This is a genomic window from Ruegeria sp. BG8 (assembly GCF_056538325.1).
In genome coordinates this window covers 66,936-88,382 of record NZ_JBQFSZ010000012.1, presented here as the reverse complement: position 1 = coordinate 88,382, position 21,447 = coordinate 66,936, and the positions used below count along the sequence as shown (strand labels likewise).

Annotated in this window: 17 protein-coding genes; 3 read left to right on the top strand and 14 right to left on the bottom strand. The window is 56.7% G+C overall.

Features of this window, described 5'->3' with window-relative positions:
* Nucleotides 1-75 precede the first annotated feature (75 nt).
* Genes phnY through ACR0DG_RS18985 form a run of 3 tightly spaced genes read right to left on the bottom strand, consistent with a single transcriptional unit; the run spans nt 76 to nt 3,992 of the window.
* On the bottom strand, nt 76-1,533 hold the full coding sequence (phnY, locus tag ACR0DG_RS18995) for a phosphonoacetaldehyde dehydrogenase (RefSeq protein WP_480699878.1): 1,458 nt from the start codon (nt 1,531-1,533) through the stop codon (nt 76-78).
* A gap of 3 nt (nt 1,534-1,536) precedes the next feature.
* Entirely contained in the window at nt 1,537-2,784 is a 1,248-nt protein-coding gene (phnA, locus tag ACR0DG_RS18990) for a phosphonoacetate hydrolase (protein ID WP_480699879.1), read from the bottom strand.
* A 20-nt stretch (nt 2,785-2,804) separates the two neighbouring features.
* Nucleotides 2,805-3,992, bottom strand: a complete 1,188-nt coding sequence (locus ACR0DG_RS18985) for a 2-aminoethylphosphonate--pyruvate transaminase (protein WP_480699880.1) — start codon at nt 3,990-3,992, stop codon at nt 2,805-2,807.
* Nucleotides 3,993-4,108: 116 nt separating this feature from the next.
* Here ACR0DG_RS18985 and ACR0DG_RS18980 point away from each other — a divergent pair, with 116 nt between their 5' ends.
* Entirely contained in the window at nt 4,109-5,005 is an 897-nt protein-coding gene (locus ACR0DG_RS18980) for a LysR substrate-binding domain-containing protein (protein WP_480699881.1), read from the top strand.
* Between the two features lie 24 nt (nt 5,006-5,029).
* Here ACR0DG_RS18980 and ACR0DG_RS18975 read toward each other — a convergent pair whose 3' ends face one another.
* The 5 genes from ACR0DG_RS18975 to ACR0DG_RS18955 all read right to left on the bottom strand — a co-directional run bounded on the left by ACR0DG_RS18975 (nt 5,030) and on the right by ACR0DG_RS18955 (nt 12,157).
* Entirely contained in the window at nt 5,030-7,039 is a 2,010-nt protein-coding gene (locus ACR0DG_RS18975; protein ID WP_480699882.1) for a putative 2-aminoethylphosphonate ABC transporter permease subunit, read from the bottom strand.
* Nucleotides 7,039-8,169: a putative 2-aminoethylphosphonate ABC transporter ATP-binding protein gene (locus ACR0DG_RS18970; RefSeq protein WP_480699883.1), complete on the bottom strand. Its 1,131-nt coding sequence runs from the start codon at nt 8,167-8,169 to the stop codon at nt 7,039-7,041. Before ACR0DG_RS18970 ends, ACR0DG_RS18975 begins: the two co-directional genes overlap by 1 nt.
* 136 nt (nt 8,170-8,305) lie before the next feature.
* Nucleotides 8,306-9,328 carry a putative 2-aminoethylphosphonate ABC transporter substrate-binding protein gene (locus ACR0DG_RS18965; RefSeq protein WP_480699884.1) on the bottom strand — a complete coding sequence of 341 codons (1,023 nt, stop codon included), beginning with the start codon at nt 9,326-9,328 and terminating at the stop codon, nt 8,306-8,308.
* Between the two features lie 281 nt (nt 9,329-9,609).
* Nucleotides 9,610-11,298, bottom strand: a complete 1,689-nt coding sequence (locus tag ACR0DG_RS18960) for a Na/Pi cotransporter family protein (protein WP_480699885.1) — start codon at nt 11,296-11,298, stop codon at nt 9,610-9,612.
* A gap of 79 nt (nt 11,299-11,377) precedes the next feature.
* Nucleotides 11,378-12,157 carry a DeoR/GlpR family DNA-binding transcription regulator gene (locus tag ACR0DG_RS18955; protein WP_480699886.1) on the bottom strand — a complete coding sequence of 260 codons (780 nt, stop codon included), beginning with the start codon at nt 12,155-12,157 and terminating at the stop codon, nt 11,378-11,380.
* 255 nt (nt 12,158-12,412) lie between these two features.
* On the opposite strand from ACR0DG_RS18955, the gene ACR0DG_RS18950 reads away from it, so the two are divergent.
* Nucleotides 12,413-12,895 (top strand): NUDIX hydrolase, encoded by a 483-nt coding sequence (locus ACR0DG_RS18950; protein ID WP_480707267.1) that lies wholly within the window; start codon nt 12,413-12,415, stop codon nt 12,893-12,895.
* Nucleotides 12,896-13,192: 297 nt separating this feature from the next.
* Here ACR0DG_RS18950 and ACR0DG_RS18945 read toward each other — a convergent pair whose 3' ends face one another.
* The 6 genes from ACR0DG_RS18945 to ACR0DG_RS18920 are packed head-to-tail and all read right to left on the bottom strand — an operon-like array spanning nt 13,193 to nt 20,160.
* Complete coding sequence (locus ACR0DG_RS18945; RefSeq protein WP_480699888.1) at nt 13,193-14,866, bottom strand: amidohydrolase; 1,674 nt, start codon at nt 14,864-14,866, stop codon at nt 13,193-13,195.
* Between the two features lie 15 nt (nt 14,867-14,881).
* Nucleotides 14,882-15,802 carry an oligopeptide/dipeptide ABC transporter ATP-binding protein gene (locus ACR0DG_RS18940; RefSeq protein WP_480699889.1) on the bottom strand — a complete coding sequence of 307 codons (921 nt, stop codon included), beginning with the start codon at nt 15,800-15,802 and terminating at the stop codon, nt 14,882-14,884.
* On the bottom strand, nt 15,799-16,779 hold the full coding sequence (locus ACR0DG_RS18935; protein ID WP_480699890.1) for an ABC transporter ATP-binding protein: 981 nt from the start codon (nt 16,777-16,779) through the stop codon (nt 15,799-15,801). Before ACR0DG_RS18935 ends, ACR0DG_RS18940 begins: the two co-directional genes overlap by 4 nt.
* Complete coding sequence (locus tag ACR0DG_RS18930; protein WP_480699891.1) at nt 16,776-17,633, bottom strand: ABC transporter permease; 858 nt, start codon at nt 17,631-17,633, stop codon at nt 16,776-16,778. The genes ACR0DG_RS18935 and ACR0DG_RS18930 overlap by 4 nt, the downstream gene beginning before the upstream one ends.
* Before the next feature lie 10 nt (nt 17,634-17,643).
* Entirely contained in the window at nt 17,644-18,582 is a 939-nt protein-coding gene (locus tag ACR0DG_RS18925) for an ABC transporter permease (RefSeq protein ID WP_480699892.1), read from the bottom strand.
* A 15-nt stretch (nt 18,583-18,597) separates the two neighbouring features.
* Nucleotides 18,598-20,160, bottom strand: a complete 1,563-nt coding sequence (locus ACR0DG_RS18920) for an ABC transporter substrate-binding protein (RefSeq protein ID WP_480699893.1) — start codon at nt 20,158-20,160, stop codon at nt 18,598-18,600.
* A gap of 224 nt (nt 20,161-20,384) precedes the next feature.
* Here ACR0DG_RS18920 and ACR0DG_RS18915 point away from each other — a divergent pair, with 224 nt between their 5' ends.
* Nucleotides 20,385-21,164: a helix-turn-helix domain-containing protein gene (locus ACR0DG_RS18915; protein ID WP_480699894.1), complete on the top strand. Its 780-nt coding sequence runs from the start codon at nt 20,385-20,387 to the stop codon at nt 21,162-21,164.
* The last annotated feature ends 283 nt before the right edge of the window (nt 21,165-21,447 follow it).

Genomic DNA, 21,447 nt, shown 5'->3' with positions numbered 1-21,447 from the left:
CGCTGAAATCAAAACCGCGAGGCCCCATTAAGGACCCCGCGAGTTGGGGAGAAATCCAGGTGTCTCTCCTCCCGCTCACCTTGGCCATGGTAGGGAGTATGTTTTGACGTTAGTGAAGAACTTGATGGCTTCGATGACGCCTTCTTTGACGCCGTTTCCGGAGTCTTTGATGCCGCCGAAGGGGGACATTTCGATGCGGTATCCGGGTTGTTCCCAGATGTTGCAGGTGCCCACGTTGAGGCCGTTGATATAGGCGATGGCGCGGTTCAGGTCGTTGGTACAGACGCCCGAGCTGAGGCCGAACTCGGTGGAGTTCGAGATAGCCATCACCTCTTCGTCATTATCCGGCACGCGGACGATGGGGATGATGGGGCCGAAGGTTTCTTCCATCACCAGCTCGCTGTCATGGGGCACCTTGTCGACCACGATGGGTGGCAGCAGCGCACCCTGACGACCGGGGTGGTAGAGGATTTCTGCGCCCTCTTTTTCGGCCATGTAAACACGGTTCTCAAACAGCTCCGCCGCCTTGTCGTGGATCACGCAGCCCAGCTCGGTCTCGGGGTCCTGCGGGTCGCCGAACTTGATCTTCTTGGCCTTCTCCAGCACCAGCGGCACGAAGGTGTCGGCCACGCTCTCCTGCACCAGAATGCGCTTGATCGCGGTGCAGCGCTGGCCCGAGTTGCCGGTGGCTCCGGCTACGGCAATGGTGGCCGCCTTGTCCAGATCGGCATCGGACAGGTCGTTCAGAACGATCAGCGGGTCATTGCCCCCTAGTTCCAGCGCCTGACGTTTATAGACCGCCTTGGCCGCAATCATCTTGCCCACCGGCACACCGCCGGTGAAGGTGATGATGTCGATCTTGTCATTAACGATCATTTCTTCGCCAATGTCCTGCGGCCAGCCGGTGACGACCTGGAACATCTCGGGCGGCAGGCCAGCCTCATAGAGAATATCCGCCAGCGTCAGGGCCGTCAGCGGTGTCAGCTCGGTCGGTTTGCAGACCATGCAATTGTTAGACGCAATCGACGGCGCGATCTTGTGGCTGACCATGTTCAGCGGGTGGTTGAAGGGCGTGATCGCACTGATCGCGCCCACCGGTTCGCGGGTGGTGAAGATCTTGCGGTCCTTGCCATTGTGGGTCAGGTCGCAGGAAAAGATCTCACCATCATCTTTCAGCGCCTCAGCGGCGGCGAACTGATAGACATCCTGCGCACGCTTGGTCTCGTAGATCGCGTGCTGGTGGCAGATGCCCAGCTCCAGCACCAGCCATTTGGCGAGGTACTCGCGGCGCTCGCCGATCAGTTCACCTGCGCGTTGCAGGATCTGACTGCGCTCGTAGCGCGTCAGCTTGGGTTTGTAGGCCGCCGCAAACTCGAACGCCTTGCGGGCGTGCTCGGCCTTGCCCGCAGGGACATGGCCGATCACTTCGTTGGTGTAGGGATAGAGAACCGGCACCGTCTCGTCGGTAAAGACGATCTCGCCGCCGATGCGCATCCCCTCGTTTCTGATCTCAGACACGGTCTGGTCCTTCATGGCTTACTGCGCCGCCGCTGTTGTGGCGTAGAAAAACGCATCAAAGTTGCGCAGATCGGGCGCGTTGCCCAGATCGATCACCCGGTTGACGATGAAGGGCACCTCCTGCTCGGTCAAGCCGCCATGGCTGCGCAGCGGCTCACCCAAGGCAGCCAGATCATGGCGATCCTCGGAGGTGCCGATGGTCATCTCGCCGGTGCAGACCATGGTCAGGTCACCGATGCGGTCGGCGGGCAGCTCGTATTTGGCAACCGCTTCTTCCTTGGTCAGCACTTCCAGCATCTCGGGCAGCGCCGCAACCTTGGCCTTGACCTCATCGCGGTTAGCGCCTTCGGGCAGGTAAACCGTGGCAAACGAGCCAAGCGCGCCGTGGTGGACCACGTAAGGATCGGTGATCGGCAGGATCACGCGGGCCTTGCCCTCGCCCAGCCAATCGTCAAACACGTCCTGCATGTAGATGACCGACGGCTCTTTCGAGGTCGGCTCGTGCTTGGCTTTCATGCCATGGTCGGCGGTGACGACGATGGCGGCACCCATTTCATCCAGCTGCGCCAGGTACTTGTCGAACATGGCGTAGAAATCCAGCGCGCCCTGTTCTTCGGGGGCGAACTTGTGCTGCACATAGTCGGTGGTCGACAGGTACATCACATCCGGGCGCATTTCTTTCAGCAGTTTCACACCGGCGGCAAAGACAAATTCCGACAGTTCGGCGGAGTAGACTTCCGGAACCGGCATCCCCAGCCAGGCGCTGGCGTTGTCGATGCCATGTTCGGCTTTGGTGGTCTCGCCCGAGCGTTCGGCTGACAACGCCACCGCGCGGTCGTCGTCGAACTTTAGCCCCGCACCCAGCAGTGCGCGCAGCTTGTCCTTGGCGGTGACCATGGCGACGCGATAGCCGGCCTCGTAGAATTGCGAGAAGATGGTCGGCGCACGCAGGAAGCGCACATCGTTCATCATCACCTCTTCTCCGGTTTCCGGGTCATAGAGGAAGTTGCCGCAGATGCCGTGTACGATCGGCGGACGACCGGTGGCAATGCTGAGGTTGTTGGGGTTGGTGAAGCTGGGGATCACCGAATGCGCCAGACGGTCGGTGCCGGTCTCGCGGATGCGCTTGAGCGTCGGCATCAGGCCCTTGGCGATGGCCACTTCCAGATATTCCGGCTCGCAGCCGTCCAGACAGATGGCAATGGCGGGCACTTTGGGGGCCGGGTAGACGCGCTCATTCGCGGTCACGGGAGTGTGGATGGTCATTTGGGGGTGTCCTTCGTTTCTTATGCGGCCAGTTTGGCGCGTTCTTCCAACGCAAGAGCCGGAGGCGCCGCGCTGGCGACCCCCATCTCGGCCAGGGTTTCCTTGGCGGCAGATACAACCTGCCGCATCACATGCTCATCCATCTGCCCGATGCAGCCGACGCGGAAACTGTCCACAACCGTCAGCTTGCCCGGATAGATGATAAAGCCTTTGTCCTTCATCAGATCGTAAAAGCGCGAGAACACGAACTTCTCGTCCGCGGGGCAGAAAAACGTCACGATGATCGGGCTCAACCAGCGGTTCTGCAGCAGCGTCTCGAACCCCAGCTCGCGCATGCCCGCAACCATCACGTCGCGATTGCGGGTGTAACGCGCGCCGCGCCCCGCAACACCGCCTTCGGCCTCATGCGCCTTCAGCGCTTCGAGGAAGGCCGCAGCCACATGGGTCGGCGGCGTGAACCGCCACTGGCCGGTCTTTTCCATATACGCCCATTGCGCATGTACATCCAGCGACAGCGAGTGGCTGTTGCCCTTGGCCGCCTCAAGCTCATCCTTGCGGGCGATGATGAAGCCAAAGCCCGGCACGCCCTCGATGCATTTATTGGCCGAGGACACCATCGCCTCATACCGGATGTCCGAGGGTTTCAGTTCAATCGCGCCAAAGGCCGACATCGAGTCAATCAGTAGCTTGCGCCCCGCCCCGTAGACAGCCTCGGAAATCTCCTCAACCGGGTTCAGAATGCCCGAAGACGTCTCGCAATGGATCGCAACCACATGGGTGATCGCAGGGTCCTTGGCCAGAATCTCGGCCACTTCCGACCCGCGCGGCGGCAGGTAATCGCCCTTGTCCAGCACCAAATGATCGCGCCCAAGGTATTCCAGCGTCTGCGCTGAACGCTGCCCATAGGCCCCGTTCGCTAGCACCAACGCCTTGCCGTCCTTCGGGATAAACGAGGCCAGCATCGCCTCAACCGCAAAACTGCCCGAGCCCTGCATCGGAACACAGTCAAAGTCTTCCGCCCCCTCACCCAGCAACTCCAGCAGCCGCGACCGCATATCCCGCGTCATCGCACGAAAATCATCATCCCAGCTGCCCCAGTCCCGCAACATCGCCTTTTTTACCGCATAAGATGTCGTCAAGGGCCCTGGCGTCAGAAGGTACGGTTCACCCAGGCGAGGGACCTCGATTGCGGGATCAGGTTGTGTCATTTCAAAGCTCCGATTACGCATTTCAACAACAGATGTGCATTACGCGAAACCATATGTAAAATTGCAAAAATCAATCTTATTATAAGGTTGCCCTATGAATAAAAACAGGATGAAAAATGCGCCACAGCCAGTTGAAAGCCTTCCATCATGTTGCACTAAATGGCGGGTTTTCCCGTGCAGCCGAAGCATTGTTTCTAACCCAACCAGCGGTTTCGGAGCAGGTGCGAAAGCTAGAACAGGATCATGACCTTCTGCTATTTCAACGTGAACGCAAGCGTGTATTCCTGACCCCTCAGGGTGAGCAACTATTCCGCTTTACCAAGCAGTATTTCGAGATTGAAAGCCAGATCGAAGACTTTCTGTCAGAGTCCAAAGCGGCTGTGGAGGGAGAGCTAAGGATAATAGCAGACTCAGCACACCATTTGACCGACTTTCTCGGACCATTCCGAGCAGCATTTCCGCATATCACAGTGGTTGTTAGATCGGGTAATACGAACGAGATTCTAGAAGAACTACGCGCTTATAATGCCGAAATTGGAATCGTTGGCAGTCCCTCTCCGGGCAAAGATATGACTCTTCAGGACTTGGGCGAAACCGGGATCGTTGCCTTTGTGAGCCGCGAGCTGTTGCCTAAAGCGACGACCTCTTTGACTTTCAACTTGTTGCAAGATCTTCCGTTAATTTTCAGGGAAGAAGGGTCAAAAACACGTCAGAAACTGGAAGAAGAGGCCAATCGAAGGGGTATCATTCTTAAGCCAGCCATCGTTGCCGAAGGGCGCGAGGCTGTGCGCGAGCTGGTTGCGTCAGGGGCGGGTATTGGGTTTGTGTCGCGGGCCGAATTCGGGCGCGATGATCGGTTGCGCGAGATCGAGCTGAAAGATACTGACCTGCGCATGGGCGAAAGTATGATCCATCTTACGCAGCGTCGCGAGGTCAAAGTAATCCGAGTCTTTATGGATCTTGTTAACGATGTTTTAATGCAGAAAGGCAAACAGAGCTCCGCGCTCAGCTGAATACGAAGCCAGTTGTTCTTTCATTTATCGTGTCCGCCAAGCTTGGGTACGCCTCAGAATTCCCTTCGACGCAATCAGGTGCAAAATCCGCGCCGCCGCATTGGTGTAGAAGATCATCATCCCCATCGCCGCAGCCGGTGCGATATCACCTGCATCGTCCATGTTCAGCACCGCAATCGAGGCCAACGTGGTCTTAGGTGAATACAGGAAAACGACCGCAGACACCGTCGTCATCGCGTTGACGAACAGGTAGATCGAGATATCCAGCACTGCGGGTAGGCAGACTGGCACGGTGACCCTGGCGAACAGCTTCATTGTCGGCTGTTTGAGTGAGGCGGAAACAGACTCAAACTCTCGGTCCATTTGCTTGAGCGCCGTCACGGCGGTCAAATGCGACACGGTGTAGAAGTGTGTCACCGAGCAGATCACAAGAATGGCCATGGTACCATAGATCGCGTTCAGCGGGTTGGCAGGGTTGTTGAAGAAGAAGATATAGGCCAGGCCCAGCACCATTCCGGGGATCGCCATAGGCAGCATGGCAAACATCTGGAACAAAGCGCGCCCGGTTTTGAACCCGTTTGACTTTTCAACAAGATAGGCGCCGAAAAACACGACCGATGTGCCGATCACTGCAGTCAGCAGCGCCATCCTGATCGAGTTAAAATACGACGCCCAACCGCCGCCATCCATGCGGTTGAAGTCATAGTTGCGCACGCTCAAGCTTAGGTCATAGGGCCAGAACTTGATCAGTGCAGCGAACTGACAAACCGCCAGAATTCCAACAATGAACAGGGCGACCAGGCTGCAATAGATCAGCATGATACGATCCGTTTTTGGGTTCGGATTCGGCTGATACGGCACGGAACGCGCCGACAGCAGCGCCACCTGTTTCGACTGCACCAACCGGTCAATGGCAAAGGCCAGGATCGCCGGCACCACCAGAACAACGGACACAACAGCGCCCATTTCAAAGTTCTGCTGACCGATCACCTGCTTGAAGATGTCGACTGCCAGAACGTTGAACTGTCCCCCAATAACCTTGGGAAGACCAAAATCCGTGATCACCAGGTTGAACACCACGAAGGCAGCAGAGATCAGACCATAGCGGACGCCGGGGATGGTCACGGTCCAGAAGGTCCGCCAGGGGGTTGAGCGCAGACTGGCCGCAGCCTCGTACAGCCGCGCGTCGGAAATGGCCAAAGCTGTCGAGATGATGATGAAAGCATGTGGAAAGGTGAAGAAGACCGAACCTATGATTATCCCGATAGGCCCGTAGATACTGGCACCAAACAACAGTTCCTTGATCATACCCTGATTGCCGAAGAGATACACCAAAGCGATCCCCGGCAAGAGCGACGGCACAAGAATTGGGGCCATCGCAACCAGACGAAACAGGCCTTTGAAGCGCATACAGCTTCGGTTCAGCGCATAAGCAAACCAGAAGGCCAGCGTCACAGTAATAACCGTAACAACGACTGAAATCCAAAGTGAGTTCTTGATCGAGTTGAACAGTGCCGGGGTTGAGAAGTAGCTGACGAAGTTGTCCACGCCCGTCGACTTGACCGGCCGCAACTGAACCCTGCGGAACGTGTTCGAGTCCAGCTCGACCCAGTCAGTGCCTGTTTGCAGATTGGACCCGATCAGAAACCGCCCATCTGGCACGGTATTGCGGATCTGGTACATCACCGGGCTGCGGAAACTGAAACCCGGAAAAAACGGAGTGACAGACAGCCGTCCGTCCGAGCCGGTCGACAAGTCTTGTTCGCTATAAGCCCCGGTTTCGGCATTCAGCTGAGCACCATTCAGTACGGTGCCGCTGAATACGCCATTGTCGTCGCTGACCTGAAACTCGTATTGCGACAATTCCATACGAAAGGTTGAAAACGATTTGGACAGCATCGCCCAAAGCGGGAACGCCAGCGTCACAACCAGATACAAGGCGATGATGATCATGCCACCGCGCATAATGATGTCGTCGCGGCTCAGCTTGCCCTTGATGATCGGGCCGGCGGGCAGAGAGGTGGTATCGGTCATCAGCCCTCCTCCGCCGGGGTGAAGGCCATCAGGCGGTTGCGGGGCAGCTCGATCATCATCTGACCACCCGCTTCAAGGCCCAGACGACGCACAGCGTTAATCGAGAAATCTGCAATCAGTTCTTCGTCACCAAAAATCTGATGCGACAGGCGGCAGCGCCAGAACGAGCCAAGGAACTCCATCTCGGTGATCGACACCTCGAACGCGTTTTCCGGTGTGGTGATCACATCCGGCGCACCGGGCGAGCGTGCGCCTTCGCCATGTGGAATGATATCCTCGGGGCGCACCGCCGCCACGATCCTGCTGCTTTTCTGCAGGCTGTGCGGTTCGCATTTCAGAACTGAACCGCCCAGTTCCAGCGTTTCGGTATCACCGGCGACTGCGGGCAGCTGGTTCATCTCGCCGATGAAGTCGGCCACAAAAAGGTTGGCCGGGTGGCGGTAAATCTCGGTGGGCGTACCGACCTGTTCGATTACGCCGTGGTTCATGACCACGATCCGGTCGGCCATGGCCAGCGCCTCTTCCTGATCGTGGGTCACCATCACAGTCGTCACGCCCAGCTTGCGCTGCAATTCCTTGATTTCATGCCGCAAATGTACGCGCACCTTGGCGTCCAGCGCCGACAGCGGCTCGTCCAGCAGCAGCAGGCCGGGATTGGTGGCAATGGCGCGCGCAAGAGCGATCCGCTGTTGCTGACCACCCGACAGTTGGGCGGGATATTTGCTGCCCTGATCCGGCAGGCCCACCAGTTTCAGCAGCTCGGCTACACGCACGGCGATCTCGGATTTGCTGCGGCCTGTGTTTTCCAGGCCGAAAGCAACGTTCTTTTCGATCGTCAGGTTCGGGAACAGCGCGTAAGACTGGAACACGATCCCGAAATCACGCTCGGACGGGGGCAGGTTCGAGACATCCTTGCCATCCTGCATGACCGTCCCCTTGGTCTGCAGGTCCAGCCCCGCGATGGCGCGCAACAGCGTGGTCTTGCCGCACCCCGAAGGTCCCAGAAAACAGATGAATTCGCCTTCGTTGATGTCCAGCGAGATATCCCGGAGAGCCAGAAAATCACCGAACGCCTTCCAGAGGTCTTGGATACTCAGATAGAGATCACCGGGAGAGGTTTTCTTAAGCACGGGGAGTGGTCCTTGAGCTTTGCGCAGCAGCCATGGCGGAAGAGTGGCCAGAAATTCGCCGCACCGTTCACATGAATTGTAGGGGGAAGCTTATCCAAAGGCCGGAGGGGCGTTAAGCCCCTCCGGCCCGAGTGGTTTATTCTTTGGGTTCGGACTTGCCGTCGTAACGCTCTTGCCATTCCGCAAGGATGGCAGCGCGGTTATTGGCGGCGAATTCGAAGTCATTTTCGATCATCGCGTCCAACAGGCCATCGGGGAAGTGCTCAACGGGTTTGGCAACACCGGGCATCGCGACAACTGCATAGCCTACGTTATACATCTCGTTGGCTTCTTTGGTGACCGAGAAATCAACCAGCTTCTGTGCGGCCTCCAGATTTGCCGTTCCGGCAACAATCGCCGTCGCTTCCATGTCCCAGCCGACGCCTTCGCTTGGAACAATGATGTCAAGCGGGGCACCATCGGCCTTGGATTTTGCGCCGCGGAACGCAAATGAGATACCGATCGGAATCTCACCAGCGGCAGCCAGCTTACAAGGCTTGGAACCAGAGTGGGTATAGCGTGCAATGTTCTCGTGCAGCGCGTCCATGTATTCCCAGCCGCCTTCTTCACCAAACATCTGCAGCCAGCTGGACACATCCAGGAAACCGGTCCCTGACGAGTTCGGGTTCGGCATGATGACATGACCCTGGTATTGTGCGTCGGTCAGATCTTTCCACGACGTCGGCGGTGTTAGACCCAGCTTTTCAGCTTCGACGGTGTTGTAGCAGATCGAAGCGACCCAGGCGTCCATGCCGACCCAGCTGGGTACATCGCCACTGTCCACGAATTTAGGATCCAGTTTTTCAACGCCAACCGGCGCGTAAGGCTCTAGCATGTCTTCGGATTTGAGTAGTAGCAGCGAGGTCGCAGCCAACCCCCAGACAACGTCAGCTTGCGGGTTGTCGCGTTCGGCAAGCAGTTTCGCGGTAATGATACCGGTTGAATCCCGAACCCAGTTTATCTTTATGTCAGGATGGACATCATTGAATTGTTCAGCGTAACGAGCCAAATCTTCGGCCTCGACCGCTGTGTAAACAGTCAACTCAGTTTCTGCAGCAGATGCAGTGGCCATCACTGTCCCGGCAACTATCGCGGCAAATTTGGAAGAGATTTTTTTCATGTTTTCCTCTGTTGGGTTAGTTTTTGCACATACGCCATTCTGTTGCGGCGCTTCGGCTATTGATTTTTTGATGACAGTAATTTGACAGAATGCTGTTCTAAGAAAAATCGATAATTTCTACTACATTATAAGTTTTTCCTATGATTTTCTAACACAGTGAAAACTACGCAGAAATGCGTTTCTTCTGCTCACTTTTTACGCGGCAAAAGAAACTTTTGCCTGTTAGAACCTCATTTACTAACTGTAACACTTTGTTTTTGAATGACCCGGCTATAGTGCGGTCACGCCTTTGCCTCATGGCCGTGGTGCGGCAGGTCTTCAATCAAGCGCGTTTCCAGCAATTGCCCGTTCGCATATAGGATCGGAGTGGAAATCGCCGCGATGTGACTGTTGAACTCACGCAGAGCCCGCAAGGTTTCAAGATGCACGTCGCTGGTTTCAAAACTGTCGATCATACCGCTTTGCAACCTGCGGAAATGGCGCTTTCGACTGTCACGTTCAGCGCGTTTAATCTCGGTTTTTTCCAGATTCAAAAGGCGCGCGCTCTCCAGATCGTCCGAGATGATCACGTTGGTTGCTAACTTCAGATTGGCCATAATTTTCTCATGCATCTGCTGCACTTCCGACCAACCTTCGGGCGAAAACTGCCTTCCTGTCTCGCGCAATTCAGCCGCCAGTACAGTCAGTCGCTTAGCTACGACGTCACCTGCTGTTTCAAGACGGATAGCGTATTCCAAAACATCACGCGCTTCATCCGTGCTTTTGGCATCCATCTTTTCTGCTGGCAGTGCGGCGACAAAGGTCCGGATATCACTCAGACATTGGTTCACATCCAAATCAATAGACTGAACCGCCTTGATCTGCTGGTCATCCCCGGTTTTGTAAAGGTCGAGTAAAGGGCTGAACATCATCAAAACAAGATCGGCCATCCGCAACAGTTCGAGCTTTAACGAAGACACGGCCAGTGCCGGTGTCTCTGCCATATCCGGGTCCAGCGCACTGGCTGGCCGAGCCAGCGGATCAATCTTGGCCTCGGCCGTGGCATCTGGAAACAGTCGTTCAGCCGGAGATTGAAGCAAGCCACAGAACGGGAGCGATAGGACCAGGAGCGAGGCGTTGAACGCAAGATGTGCATTAACCAGCATCTGCCCCTGATATTCCCCGCTGAACATCCCAGCGCGCAGGGCCATGTTCGCCGCAAACAAACACAGTAAGGCCCAAACACCCCGCAGCGCTAAGTTGGCAAAAGGTATACGTCGCGCGCGGACCTCCATCCCTCGGGTAAGCCAGACCGGAATCATTGCGCTGCCTAAATTGGCCCCCAAAACCAGCGAGAGACCCGCCGAAAATGGCAACGCTCCAATCTGTACCAATGTAACACACATCAAAATTGCAGCGACGGAGCTGTGCATAACGAAGGCGAGCGCACCGCCGACAATAAATGCCGTTACATAATCGCGCACCAAGTAGTCCGCGATGGCAGGAAGGAATGCACTGTCTCGGATCGGGTCCATCGCCTCGCGCAGGAAACGCAGCGAAATCAGAATAAAGGCCACACCCATCAAGATGCGCCCGATTTGACGGGGCTTCTTACGCTCAGTCTTGACAAACAGCCAGCCGCCGACCGCCAATAGCAACGGCACCAGCCAGTCCAGCCGGAATGAAAGAATCTGGATCACCAGCGCCGATCCCAAATCCCCGCCCAGCACAATCGCCAGACCTGCGGAAAAGGCCAGATACCCACCGGCGGCGAAGCCCGAAGCCAGCAACGCAACTGCGGCCGAGCTTTGCAATACGACAGCCAACAACATACCAGTGAGGCTTGAACCCACTATGCTGTTGTTTCGGGTCAATACCCGCTGGAATGAAGCGCCATAGCTACGCTCAATTCCGGTGCGAACCATACGGACCGCAAACAGCAACAGCATCGTGGCACCCGCCAATTGCGTTAAAAATATAAGAATTGCCATTACTACACGGCCCTTTTTTCTTTGGCTCGCTTGCTGCGCAAAGCAATCTGCCCAGAATGTCTTAAGCAATAACGCTGCTTCATTTTGAAACCGTTAGAATCTCGATTTGCCAATGCGCAAGCCTGGCCGCCAGCTTTTTGCCGGGAGGCTTGTCCGCGACCAATTGATCAACGGCCTGTGGTTCGAAGCTCTGATGCGGCCCGGATGTTTCAAACTTTTGATGTACCATCGCAACGACGGTTTGCCGCGCCCGCTCGATGACAACGGATGCCAACTCCGCCTCGGCCAGATTTTGGTACAAAAACCCGAACTTCGAATCCAAGGCATCGGGGCTAAGGATAGCTATGTCATAGATGTGTCTGCGCGCCTGTTTCTCAGCGACAAATCCAAACGAGCCCATTTCATCCTTTCGTACTTCGCCACCTAGCAAGAAAACCCGATTATTATTATGCTCCAAAAGCTTATGCGCGACATTGGTAGAGTTTGTAATGATTGTGAGGTTTTTCTTGGCACGCAACGCCTCAGCAGCGAAGGCTGTTGTACTTCCAACGTCCAGAAAAAGTGTCGCGCCGTCCTGAACCTGAGCGGCGACCATTTGCGCCACCTTCGTTTTTTCCTGCGTGAACTCGCCTAAACGTTGAAAGAACCCAATCTCGGGCTGCGCATCCAGCAAACGGACGACACCGTGATTGCGCTCAGCAATCCCAAGCTTGGACAAAGATTTGATCGTGCGACGGATCGTTTCGTCGGACACGCTCAAGACTTCGGCTATTTCGGTGTTTCGGGCTTGCCCGCCTAACTGCCGCAAGGCTTCAGTGACCTGCAACTCCCGTGGAGAAAGTGAATTACGCGATGACATGTTCCCACTTTTTGCTTTTCTAGAATAGAAATCGCATCAATTCCCACAAAAATCCACACTTTTGTTGTTTTTTGTTTTTTGTTTCCTTATTTTTGAGTAAAACTTGTCACAAAGCAAGCAGCCAAAGAACTCTGATAGGGCACGTGGTCTCATGCCATTCACCGTGTTCTTGTGCCTAGCCCATAGAGTTAAAGAAGGTGAACTTGGGGAGCCGTGACAGGTATTGAGATTGGGAAAAACCTACAAGGACACAAAATGAGCTGTAATGAAATAGCCCTCCAGGTTGCAGCGCTTCCGATCCGGTGGGACAAGGCTAACCAGCCAAACGTTTTGTTAATCACCTCGCGTGATACTGGGCGTTGGGTTATTCCAAAAGGTTGGTTAATGGAGGGTAAGACACCACCACGTGCTGCTGAAATCGAAGCGCTGGAAGAGGCAGGCGTGATCGGTACTATTTCGAATTACCCTATTGGTCAGTACTGCTATGAAAAGCGGTACGAAGAGAAGGAAAGCGTTCACTGCCGTGTAACTCTTTATCCTATGGTCGTCCAAAAGCTCAAAAGGCGTTGGAAAGAAGAAAATGAGAGAACACGCCGCTGGTTTTCACCAAAAAAAGCGGCGAAACTTGTGCACGAAGAAGAACTGTCAAAGTTGTTGATGACGTTGAATAACAACAAAGAAATTCAAACCTTAGCAGATAATTCACCAGAAACTGCTGCAAGAAATAATGATAAATAAAAGTAACACCTTCAGAAATTGGCTTTGTTCAGCGTCTTAAATGTATGTCACAAGTGAATGTTTACGGTATGCAACGGCATTGAAACCTAGATTTTTGGGTACAATTCAAATGAATGATTCAAAGTCAGGAACACTGCGAAAAGGGAGCTTATTGCTTAAACCATCACTTGGACTAGTGGAATTGGCCTTTCGAATTTTTAGTTCTCAATCATCATCCCAATATCAAGCGCCGCTAAATACTGCAAAAAATGCAATATTTACCAGTAAGTTACAGGGTTTCATCCTATAAGACTTGACTTAAGCAGTTTCCGGAGATTGCAATTCCAATCGCAGTTCATATGCAAAATCTCGTTCAAAAACCAGTTTTCCACACCTATAAGTCTTGGTGACTGAAATCTCTTTCAACCGATCTGGTGCCAATAGCGGATTCTGGGACAAAACCGCCAGATCGGCCACCTTGCCGGGTTCAAGCGAACCCCGTTCATCTTCAAGAAAGACCTGCCAGGCCGCATCAATTGTTTGCGCCTTAAGTGCCGACATTACCGAAATCTTCTGGTCAGCGCCCAGCAAACGACCGGACGCTGTTACACGATTTACCGCGCAATGTGCCAAATGTAAGGGTCGAGTTGGTGTGACCGAGGCGTCGTTGTGTAGGGTGAAACGCACACCAAACCGCTCGGCTGATCCAGCCGGGGTCAAGCGATTAGCGCGTTTCGGGCCCATGATCGTGTCGTAGTGCCGGTCACCCCAGAAATGCACGTGAGCCGAAAAAAAACTGACCGTTATGCCAAGCAGGGCCATGCGCTGTAGCTGATCGTCACGCAAGATTTGCCCATGGATGACGGTGTGCCGATGATTGTCGCGTGGGGTGTCCTGCAGCGCGGCCTCGACGGCATCGATGAACATTTCGGCCCCCGCGTCGCCGTTGCAGTGACAGTGGACCTGAAACCCAAGTTTGTGTAGGCGAATGACCTCGGACCGGAAAAGGTCCGGGTCCAAATAGGGCATGCCATTTGGACATTCCGGCTTACGAACCGCATGATAGGGTTCGCTCAGGTATGCAGTCTGAAGCTGAAACGACCCATCCGAGAAAAGCTTTCGCGGTCCCGTGCGGATATGCGGGGTGTCCTGCCAGTTCACTTCGGCCTGTCCCTCAGACAGTGCGGGTTCGAGTTCCGCAATGGGCAAAAGCATCAGACCGATGCCTGGATCCCCTTGCGCGGCCAGCGCAGCGAAATGCTCCAGTAACTCGGCGTTGACCCAGGCATTCTGGGCAAACGTCACACCATGCTGCAGATATTCGTCGCGGGCGGCGGCGCATCCTTGCAGGAACCGAGTGCGGTCGATTAGGAAACAGGTTTCGCCCAAAGGCCCCATCGCAGACAGACCTTCGATCAGGCCGGTCAGTTCTCCGGTTTCGGGGTCGCGATCAAAACGCCCTCCGACTGGATCCGGTGTGTTCGCATCGGCCCCCAGAAACGCCAGCGCGGCCGAATTCGCAACGCCGTTGTGGCCCGAGGCGTGGATGACCCACACCGGATGATCGCGTGACACCGCATCCAGCTCGGCGCGGGTGGGCATCCGGCGGTCGGCAATGGCGGTGTTGTCGAACAGAACGCCCATGATCCACTCGCCCTTCGGGGTCTGACGGGCGCGGTTGGCCAAACGGCGCAGGGCAGTGGGAATATCCAGACAGTCGCCGCGTGGCGGTGCGGACAGATCCACCCGGAACAGTTCGACAAAGCCGGAATCCGGGAAATGCCCGTGCGGATCGATAAAGGCGGGCATCAGGGTTTGTCCCTGCAGATCAACCTCTTGCGTATCCGCAGGCATCCGGGCGCGCAAGTCCGCCTCGGACCCGACCGCAGCGATCTGCCCGCCCCGTGTCAGCACAGCCTCACACTCCGGGTTCTGCGCATCCATGGTCAGGATCGGCCCGTTAAAAAACAGTTTGGCGTCCGGGTTGGTCATTGGGGTCTCGTCATTTCAAAATGGTTTCAGACAGCGCAAACCGTGGCCATCGGTCTGTTCCCAGACGGGGGTCTGCATGCAGATATCGGCGGCCACCGGGCAGCGCTCGCGGAACTCGCAGCCCGAGGGGCGCTTGAGCAGGCTGGGCGGTTCGCCTTTCAGCGCAATTCGCTCCAGCCGCGCGTCGGGGTCGGGTTCGGGATTGGCCGACAACAGGCAGCGGGTATAGGGGTGGCGGGGGGTGTCAAAGATCGCCTCGGTCGTGCCTTCCTCGACCAGTCGGCCCAGATACATGATGCCCATACGGTCCGCCACATGGCGCACCACGTTCAGGTTGTGGGTGATGATCACCATCGCCAGACCCAACCGTTCGCGCAGGTCGTTCAGCAGGTTCAGCAATTCGCCCTGAACCGACACATCCAGCCCTGCGGTGGGTTCGTCGGCAAGGATCAGGCGCGGTTCCAACGCCAGCGCGCGGGCCACACCAACACGCCGCGCCTGCCCGCCCGACAGCTGGTAAGGGTAGCGATCCGCAAAATCCGCAGGCAGGTTGACCATTTCCAGCAGTCGCCGCGCCTCGGCCCGCAGATCACCGTCTTTCAGGCCCTGAATGCGGTAGGGTTCGGTGATCAAACTGCCGATGGTCAGGCGCGGCGATAAGCTGCCAACCGGGTCCTGAAACATCATCGCGATGTCCTTGCGCAGCGGACGCAGCGCCCGTTCCGGCAGGCCGCGTATTTCCAGCTCGTCAAAACGGACATTGCCCGCCTGTGCCGGGGCCAGCCCTGCAATCGCGCGGATCACCGTGGTCTTGCCCGAGCCGCTTTCGCCCACCAGCGCATAGGTTTCGCCCTGATCCACGCGAAAGCTGACCCCGGCCAGCACATTGACGCGGCCATAGCTGGTTTGCAGGTTTTCGACCTCAAGCAGGCTCATGTCGCGGTCTCCGCATGGTTCAGCCAGCAGGCGGCCAGATGGCCTTGCTGCACTTGTTCAAGCGGCGGGACGTCGCTGGCGCAGCGTGACATGGCCTGATCGCAGCGGTCACGGAAAATGCAGCCGCCGGGCAGATTGGCCAGATCGGGCACCTCGCCCGGAATGGTCGGCAACACGCGCGCTCGGGTCTTGATATGCCCCGGATCGCAGTCGATCATACGGCGGGTATAAGGGTGTTTCGGGTGGTGGAAAATCTCACGTACCTCGCCGCTCTCCACAACGGCGCCTGCGTACATCACCACCACCCGATCACACAGCTCTGCGATCACCCCGAGATGGTGCGAGATGAACAGGATCGCGCAGCCGAAATCCTGTTGCAGGTCTTTCAGCCGCTCAATGATCTGCACCTCAAGCGTGGCGTCCAGTGCTGTTGTAGGTTCATCGGCAATCAGAAGATCGGGTTCCGACATCAGCGCCATGGCAATGGCGATGCGCTGCCGCATCCCGCCCGAGAACTCATGCGGGAACTGCGCCAGCCGGGCCCCGGGGTCCGGAATACCGACGGCACCCAGCATCTTTGCGGCCCGCGCGCGTTTTTCGGATTTCGACGCGCCCGAGCGGTGCTGGATGTCCAGCATCTGCTGCCCGATGGATAGCACCGGGTTGTGGGTCTGCATCGGGTCCTGAAACACGATCGAGATATCGTCGCCCCGCAACGCCCGCATCTGGCGTTCGGATAGCGACAGCAGGTTTTGCCCTTTGAACCGGATTTCGCCCTGCCGGAACCGCGTGTTCGGCGCGGTCAGGCGCAAGATCGAAGAAATCAGCGTGGACTTGCCGCAGCCGGATTCGCCGACGATGCCGACAATCTCACCCGGTTTGATGTCGAACGAGATGTCGCGCAGGGCTTTCAGATCACCCCGGACCGTTTCGTAGTCGACACTGAGGCCGTCAATTTCCAGCAAAGGGGTGCTCATCGCTGTTTCCTCAGTTTGGGATCCACCACATCGCGCAGGGACTCGCCCAGAAAGGTAAAGCCCAGCGTGGCCAGAATGATTGGCAGACCACCGGCGACCACCAGCCATGGCGTCTGCCGGATCAATGCATACCCGTCCTTCAGCAGCGATCCCCAGCTTGGCGTCGGTGGTTTGACCCCCAGACCCAGAAAGGAAAGCCCCGCCTCAAGCGCGATCACGGTGGGGATGTCCATCGCCGCCAGAACGGCCAACACACCAATGATATTGGGTAGCATATGCACCCCGAGGATGCGGAAGATGCTGGCGCCCATCGACCGCTCGGCCAGAATGAACTCGGAATTGCGCAAGGTCAGCGTCTGCGTGCGCGCCACCCGGCCATAGGTGGGGATCGAGGTCGCCATGACCACAAACACCACCGTTTGTAGGCTCGGCCCGACCAGCGCGACCACCGCCAGCGCGAACATGACCGTCGGGAACGAGCGGATGGTATCAAAGAACAGCATCAGCAGGTTGTCCAACCACTTCGGCCCGTAACCCGCGATCATTCCCAGTGTCAGCCCGATCACCATCGCGCCGAATACCGCAGGCAAGGCCACTTTCAGAGCCACCTGCCCGCCCATGATCACCCGGCTGAACGTATCGCGGCCCAGCTGGTCGGTGCCCAGCAAATGCTCGGCCGAAGGGCCTTGCAACCGGTGGGTCACGTTCAGGGCGACCGGGTCATAGGGCACGATCCAGTCTGCAAACAGGGCACAGAACACAATGGTTCCGACGATGATCAACCCCGCCAGTCCCAGCGGATCACGAGCCACACCGCGCAAAATGGTGGACAGTTCCGATCTTGGTTTGCTCATCCCTGCCCCCTCAACCCGCTGTCCGCGCCCGGGGGTCCAGCCAGGCATTGACCAGATCCGCCAGAGCGGTCGACAGAACAAACAGCGCGGTCGACACCAGGACCGAGCCCATGACGATCGGATAGTTCCGCGTGGTAATGGAATCGATCACCAGCTTGCCCAACCCGGGGCGGGCAAACACGATCTCGGCAAAGACGGCCGAACTCAGCAGGAAGCCCATTCCCACGCCGATCACGGTGACAACCGGCAGGATCGCGATACGCAGGGCATAGACCATAACGATCCGCCGCTCGCGCAGGCCAAAGGCGCGCGCGGTGCGGATATGGCTTTCGCCCAGCACCTCAAGCATCGAGGCGCGCACCAGCCGTGCGATATAGCCGACCCAGCTAAGCCCGATGGCAAAAGCCGGGAGGGCACCGTGGTAAAGCCTGTCGACAAAGCCGTCACCCACTCCGATGGCCGGAAACCACTGTAGATGGACAGCGAAGACCAGCAACGACAACAAAGCGATCACAAAGGACGGGGCCGCCACGAAGCTGACCGAGACCGCCGCCGCGATCCGGTCAACTAAGGTGTTGGGATGCGCCGCCGCGTAGGCCCCCATTGCAATCCCCAACACTGCAGACCACAGGATCGAGGCAAAGATCAGTTCCAGCGTGAATGGTAATTGCTGAAACACGATCTGGGTGACGGGACGGCCCGAGAATACGTCAACGCCCAGATCTCCATGCAGCAGGTTGCCATAGAAAATCAGCAACTGGTTCCAGATCGGCTGGTCCAGCCCCAACTCGGCTGTCAGCCGCGCCTGAAGCTCGGGCGTGGCACGCGGGCCCAGCATGATCTGGACCGGGTCGCCGGGCACCGCGCGGATCATCAGAAACATCGCGGTGACGGCAACCACAAGGATCAGGGCCGCAAGGGCGAACCGTCTGAGGACATAAAACGCCATTGCGGCCCAACCTGATCAGGATTTGCCGAAATACCGCAGCAACGTCGTCCCATCGGGCCGCAATGCAGGCACAATCCGCGAGGTGTGGATGATCGGTGTCGCCTCATGGGTGATGAACCGATACGCACCGCTTTCCTCCATCAGATCCTGCGCGCGCTGGTACATCTCGGCGCGCTTGGCCAGATCGGTCTCGCGAAAGGCGGCGTCGTGAACGGCATCGAACTCTTCGCTGCGGAAGCGTTCCCAGTTCCAGACACCTGCCTGCTCGGTCGTGAACCATGCGGTCGCGTAATAGGGGTCGGGGGTCATCGAGAACCGGTTCAGGATCAGTTGCAGATTCTCGTTGTCACCACTGGCCCAGAACGCACCGGATTCCAGCACATTCACCTCAACCGTGATGCCGATCTGGCCCAAGGTGGCCTGAATGATCTGCGCAATGGTGCTGTAGGTGGTCTTGTTGAGGATATCCAGCGTCAGGGTCACGTTGGTTTCACCGGATTCCGCCAGCAATTCAGCCGCTTTGGCAAAATCGGCCTGCGGTGGCACCAGACTGTTAGTGCGGTTGCCGGTCAGCCCCGGCGCGATGATCCCGGTTGATGGCTCTGCCGCCCCGAAATACGCCGCCTCAAGAATAGTCGGCACATCGATGGCATGCTGGATCGCCTGCCGCAGCTTCTTGTTCTGCAGCTTGGGGTGATCCATGTTCATGCCCAGCCAGACATAGTACAGCGACGGGTTCTCGATCAGCGTTCCGCCATTGGGCACCCCTGCCCGATAACGTTCGACCGAACCCAGCGACACTCGTGTCAAATCCAGTTCACCGGCTTCAAAGGCGATCTCGGCGGTATTTTCATCGTCGATCGGCAGGATTTCTATTGTATCCCAGGCCGGAGCATCCCCTTTCCAATCGGGGTTGCGGGTCAGAACCGTCTTTTCCTTCGGGTTCCAGGCCGACCGCAGATAAGGGCCAGACTCTGCCACCGGATCGGTGCCGATACGCCCACCCGCAGCCTCAACCGCCGCTTTCGACACTATATTGCCGGTGATATAGGGCAGAGCAATGGACCAGAGCGGCGCAAACGGATCGTTCAGAACGATGGTCCCTTCGCGTTCGCCTGTCACTTCTACATGGCTAAGAGGGCCCATATCCGGCTTGTTCGGGCTGCCGGTGGCCTCGTCAATGATCCGCTCGAACGAGAACTTCACGTCCTCTGCCGTCATTGCGCCGAAACCGTTGGTAAATCCGATATCATCGCGCAGCGCGAATTTGATATGGGTCGGGTCAGCCTGTTCGATCATGGCCGCAGCATCCAGTTGCCAATCCCATTCGGTGCCAGGTTTATACTGGATCAGTTTGTTATAGATCGGGGCCTGAATCTGTTCATCGCTCTGGCCTTCGGAGTGCGCCGGGTCCAGCGTCTGCATGTCACGATACGAACGGATGCGCAGAAACCCGTCTTCTGCCGCGATCGCCCGCCCCGGCCAAACGCCAGTAAGCGCCGAGCTTGCACCCAATGCGGCGGCCGTTTTCAGAAATCCGCGCCGATCCAGCGGCGCCTGCATCCATTTCATTTTCATGTCGTTCTCCCTTTGGCTTTCCGGGCCGTGCTGTGTGCAGCGTGGGACCAAACCCCGCATCCGCCATTCTGCCGCTTTCTGATTGCATACGCATGACACCCGGCCTCATGCGCAGCTTTAGGGCAAATAACCACGATCGAGGGGCATGTTGAAAGTAAGCGAGTTTATGCTAGTGTATGTATGTTTACGCACAAATGCAGCAACCAGTGTAAGAAGCAAGACCAATGGCCGAGGATTTTTCAAAAAACCTGCGGGCGCTTTGCGCGCGATTTGCCAGCATATCAGCCGTCTGCCGCGAGATTGGAATCAACCGCCAGCAGTTTAACCGATATTTGAATGGTGGCGGGCTGCCTTCGGCCTTTAACTTGCGCCGCATCGCCGGGTTTTTCAGCATTGCCGAGGCAGAGCTACTGCTGCCTCATGACACGTTTCATGCAAGACACATCCGTCAAAACAAGGTTACGCGCCGGGTTCCGGAACAACTGATAGGTGACGTGTTTCGGGATCAGGCCCGAGGCCTGCGCCGATATCTGGGATTCTATCACGGGCATTTTCGTACTCCCACGTGGGAAGGTGGCATCCTGCGAACCCTGATCTGGCTGCGTGAACAGGACGGATATGTCGTCACTCACAGTTTTGAACGCGCCACGGATGCCAATGGCAACATCCGACAGCGGACACGTTACTCAGGTCTGGCAGCCTATCGCGGTAACCGCATCTACATTTTCGAACGCGCTTTCAGCGATGACGGTTTTTTGTCCGAGACCATTCTTTATCCGGCCCATCGCCAACAGATTGTTCATATAAAAGGGCTGACAACCGGTGTTGCGACCAAGCCTAGACTGGCACCGTTTTCTTCACCCGTCATTTGGAAACGAATTAGCAACGCGTCTTCAGCACGGGATGTGATTGGTAAAACTGGTGTGTTTTCGATGTCCAGCTCCAAGATTGAACCCCAGATACGACGATTTCTGGCAGAGATTGAAGGCGTAGTTTTGAAGTAAAGCTGATCCTTTGCACACCTTGGAAAGGGCAATACTGTGACATTTTGGCAAAACCCGCAAGCTTGCCGAGTGCCGGTTCGTTTCCAGAGCTTAATCCCTAAAAAAATAAGTTGGTTTGGTTGGCAGGCTGCCTCTTTGCTGGCCCTGCCAACAAGGAGCACCTAAAACAACAAGGAGCATCCGAAACACGTGATGCACAACTATGAAGGCCACGTCTGCCCCGACGGCCAGTTGGGCCTCACGATCTGGAGCAAGATTACAGATGATCGCGAACTCGACCAGT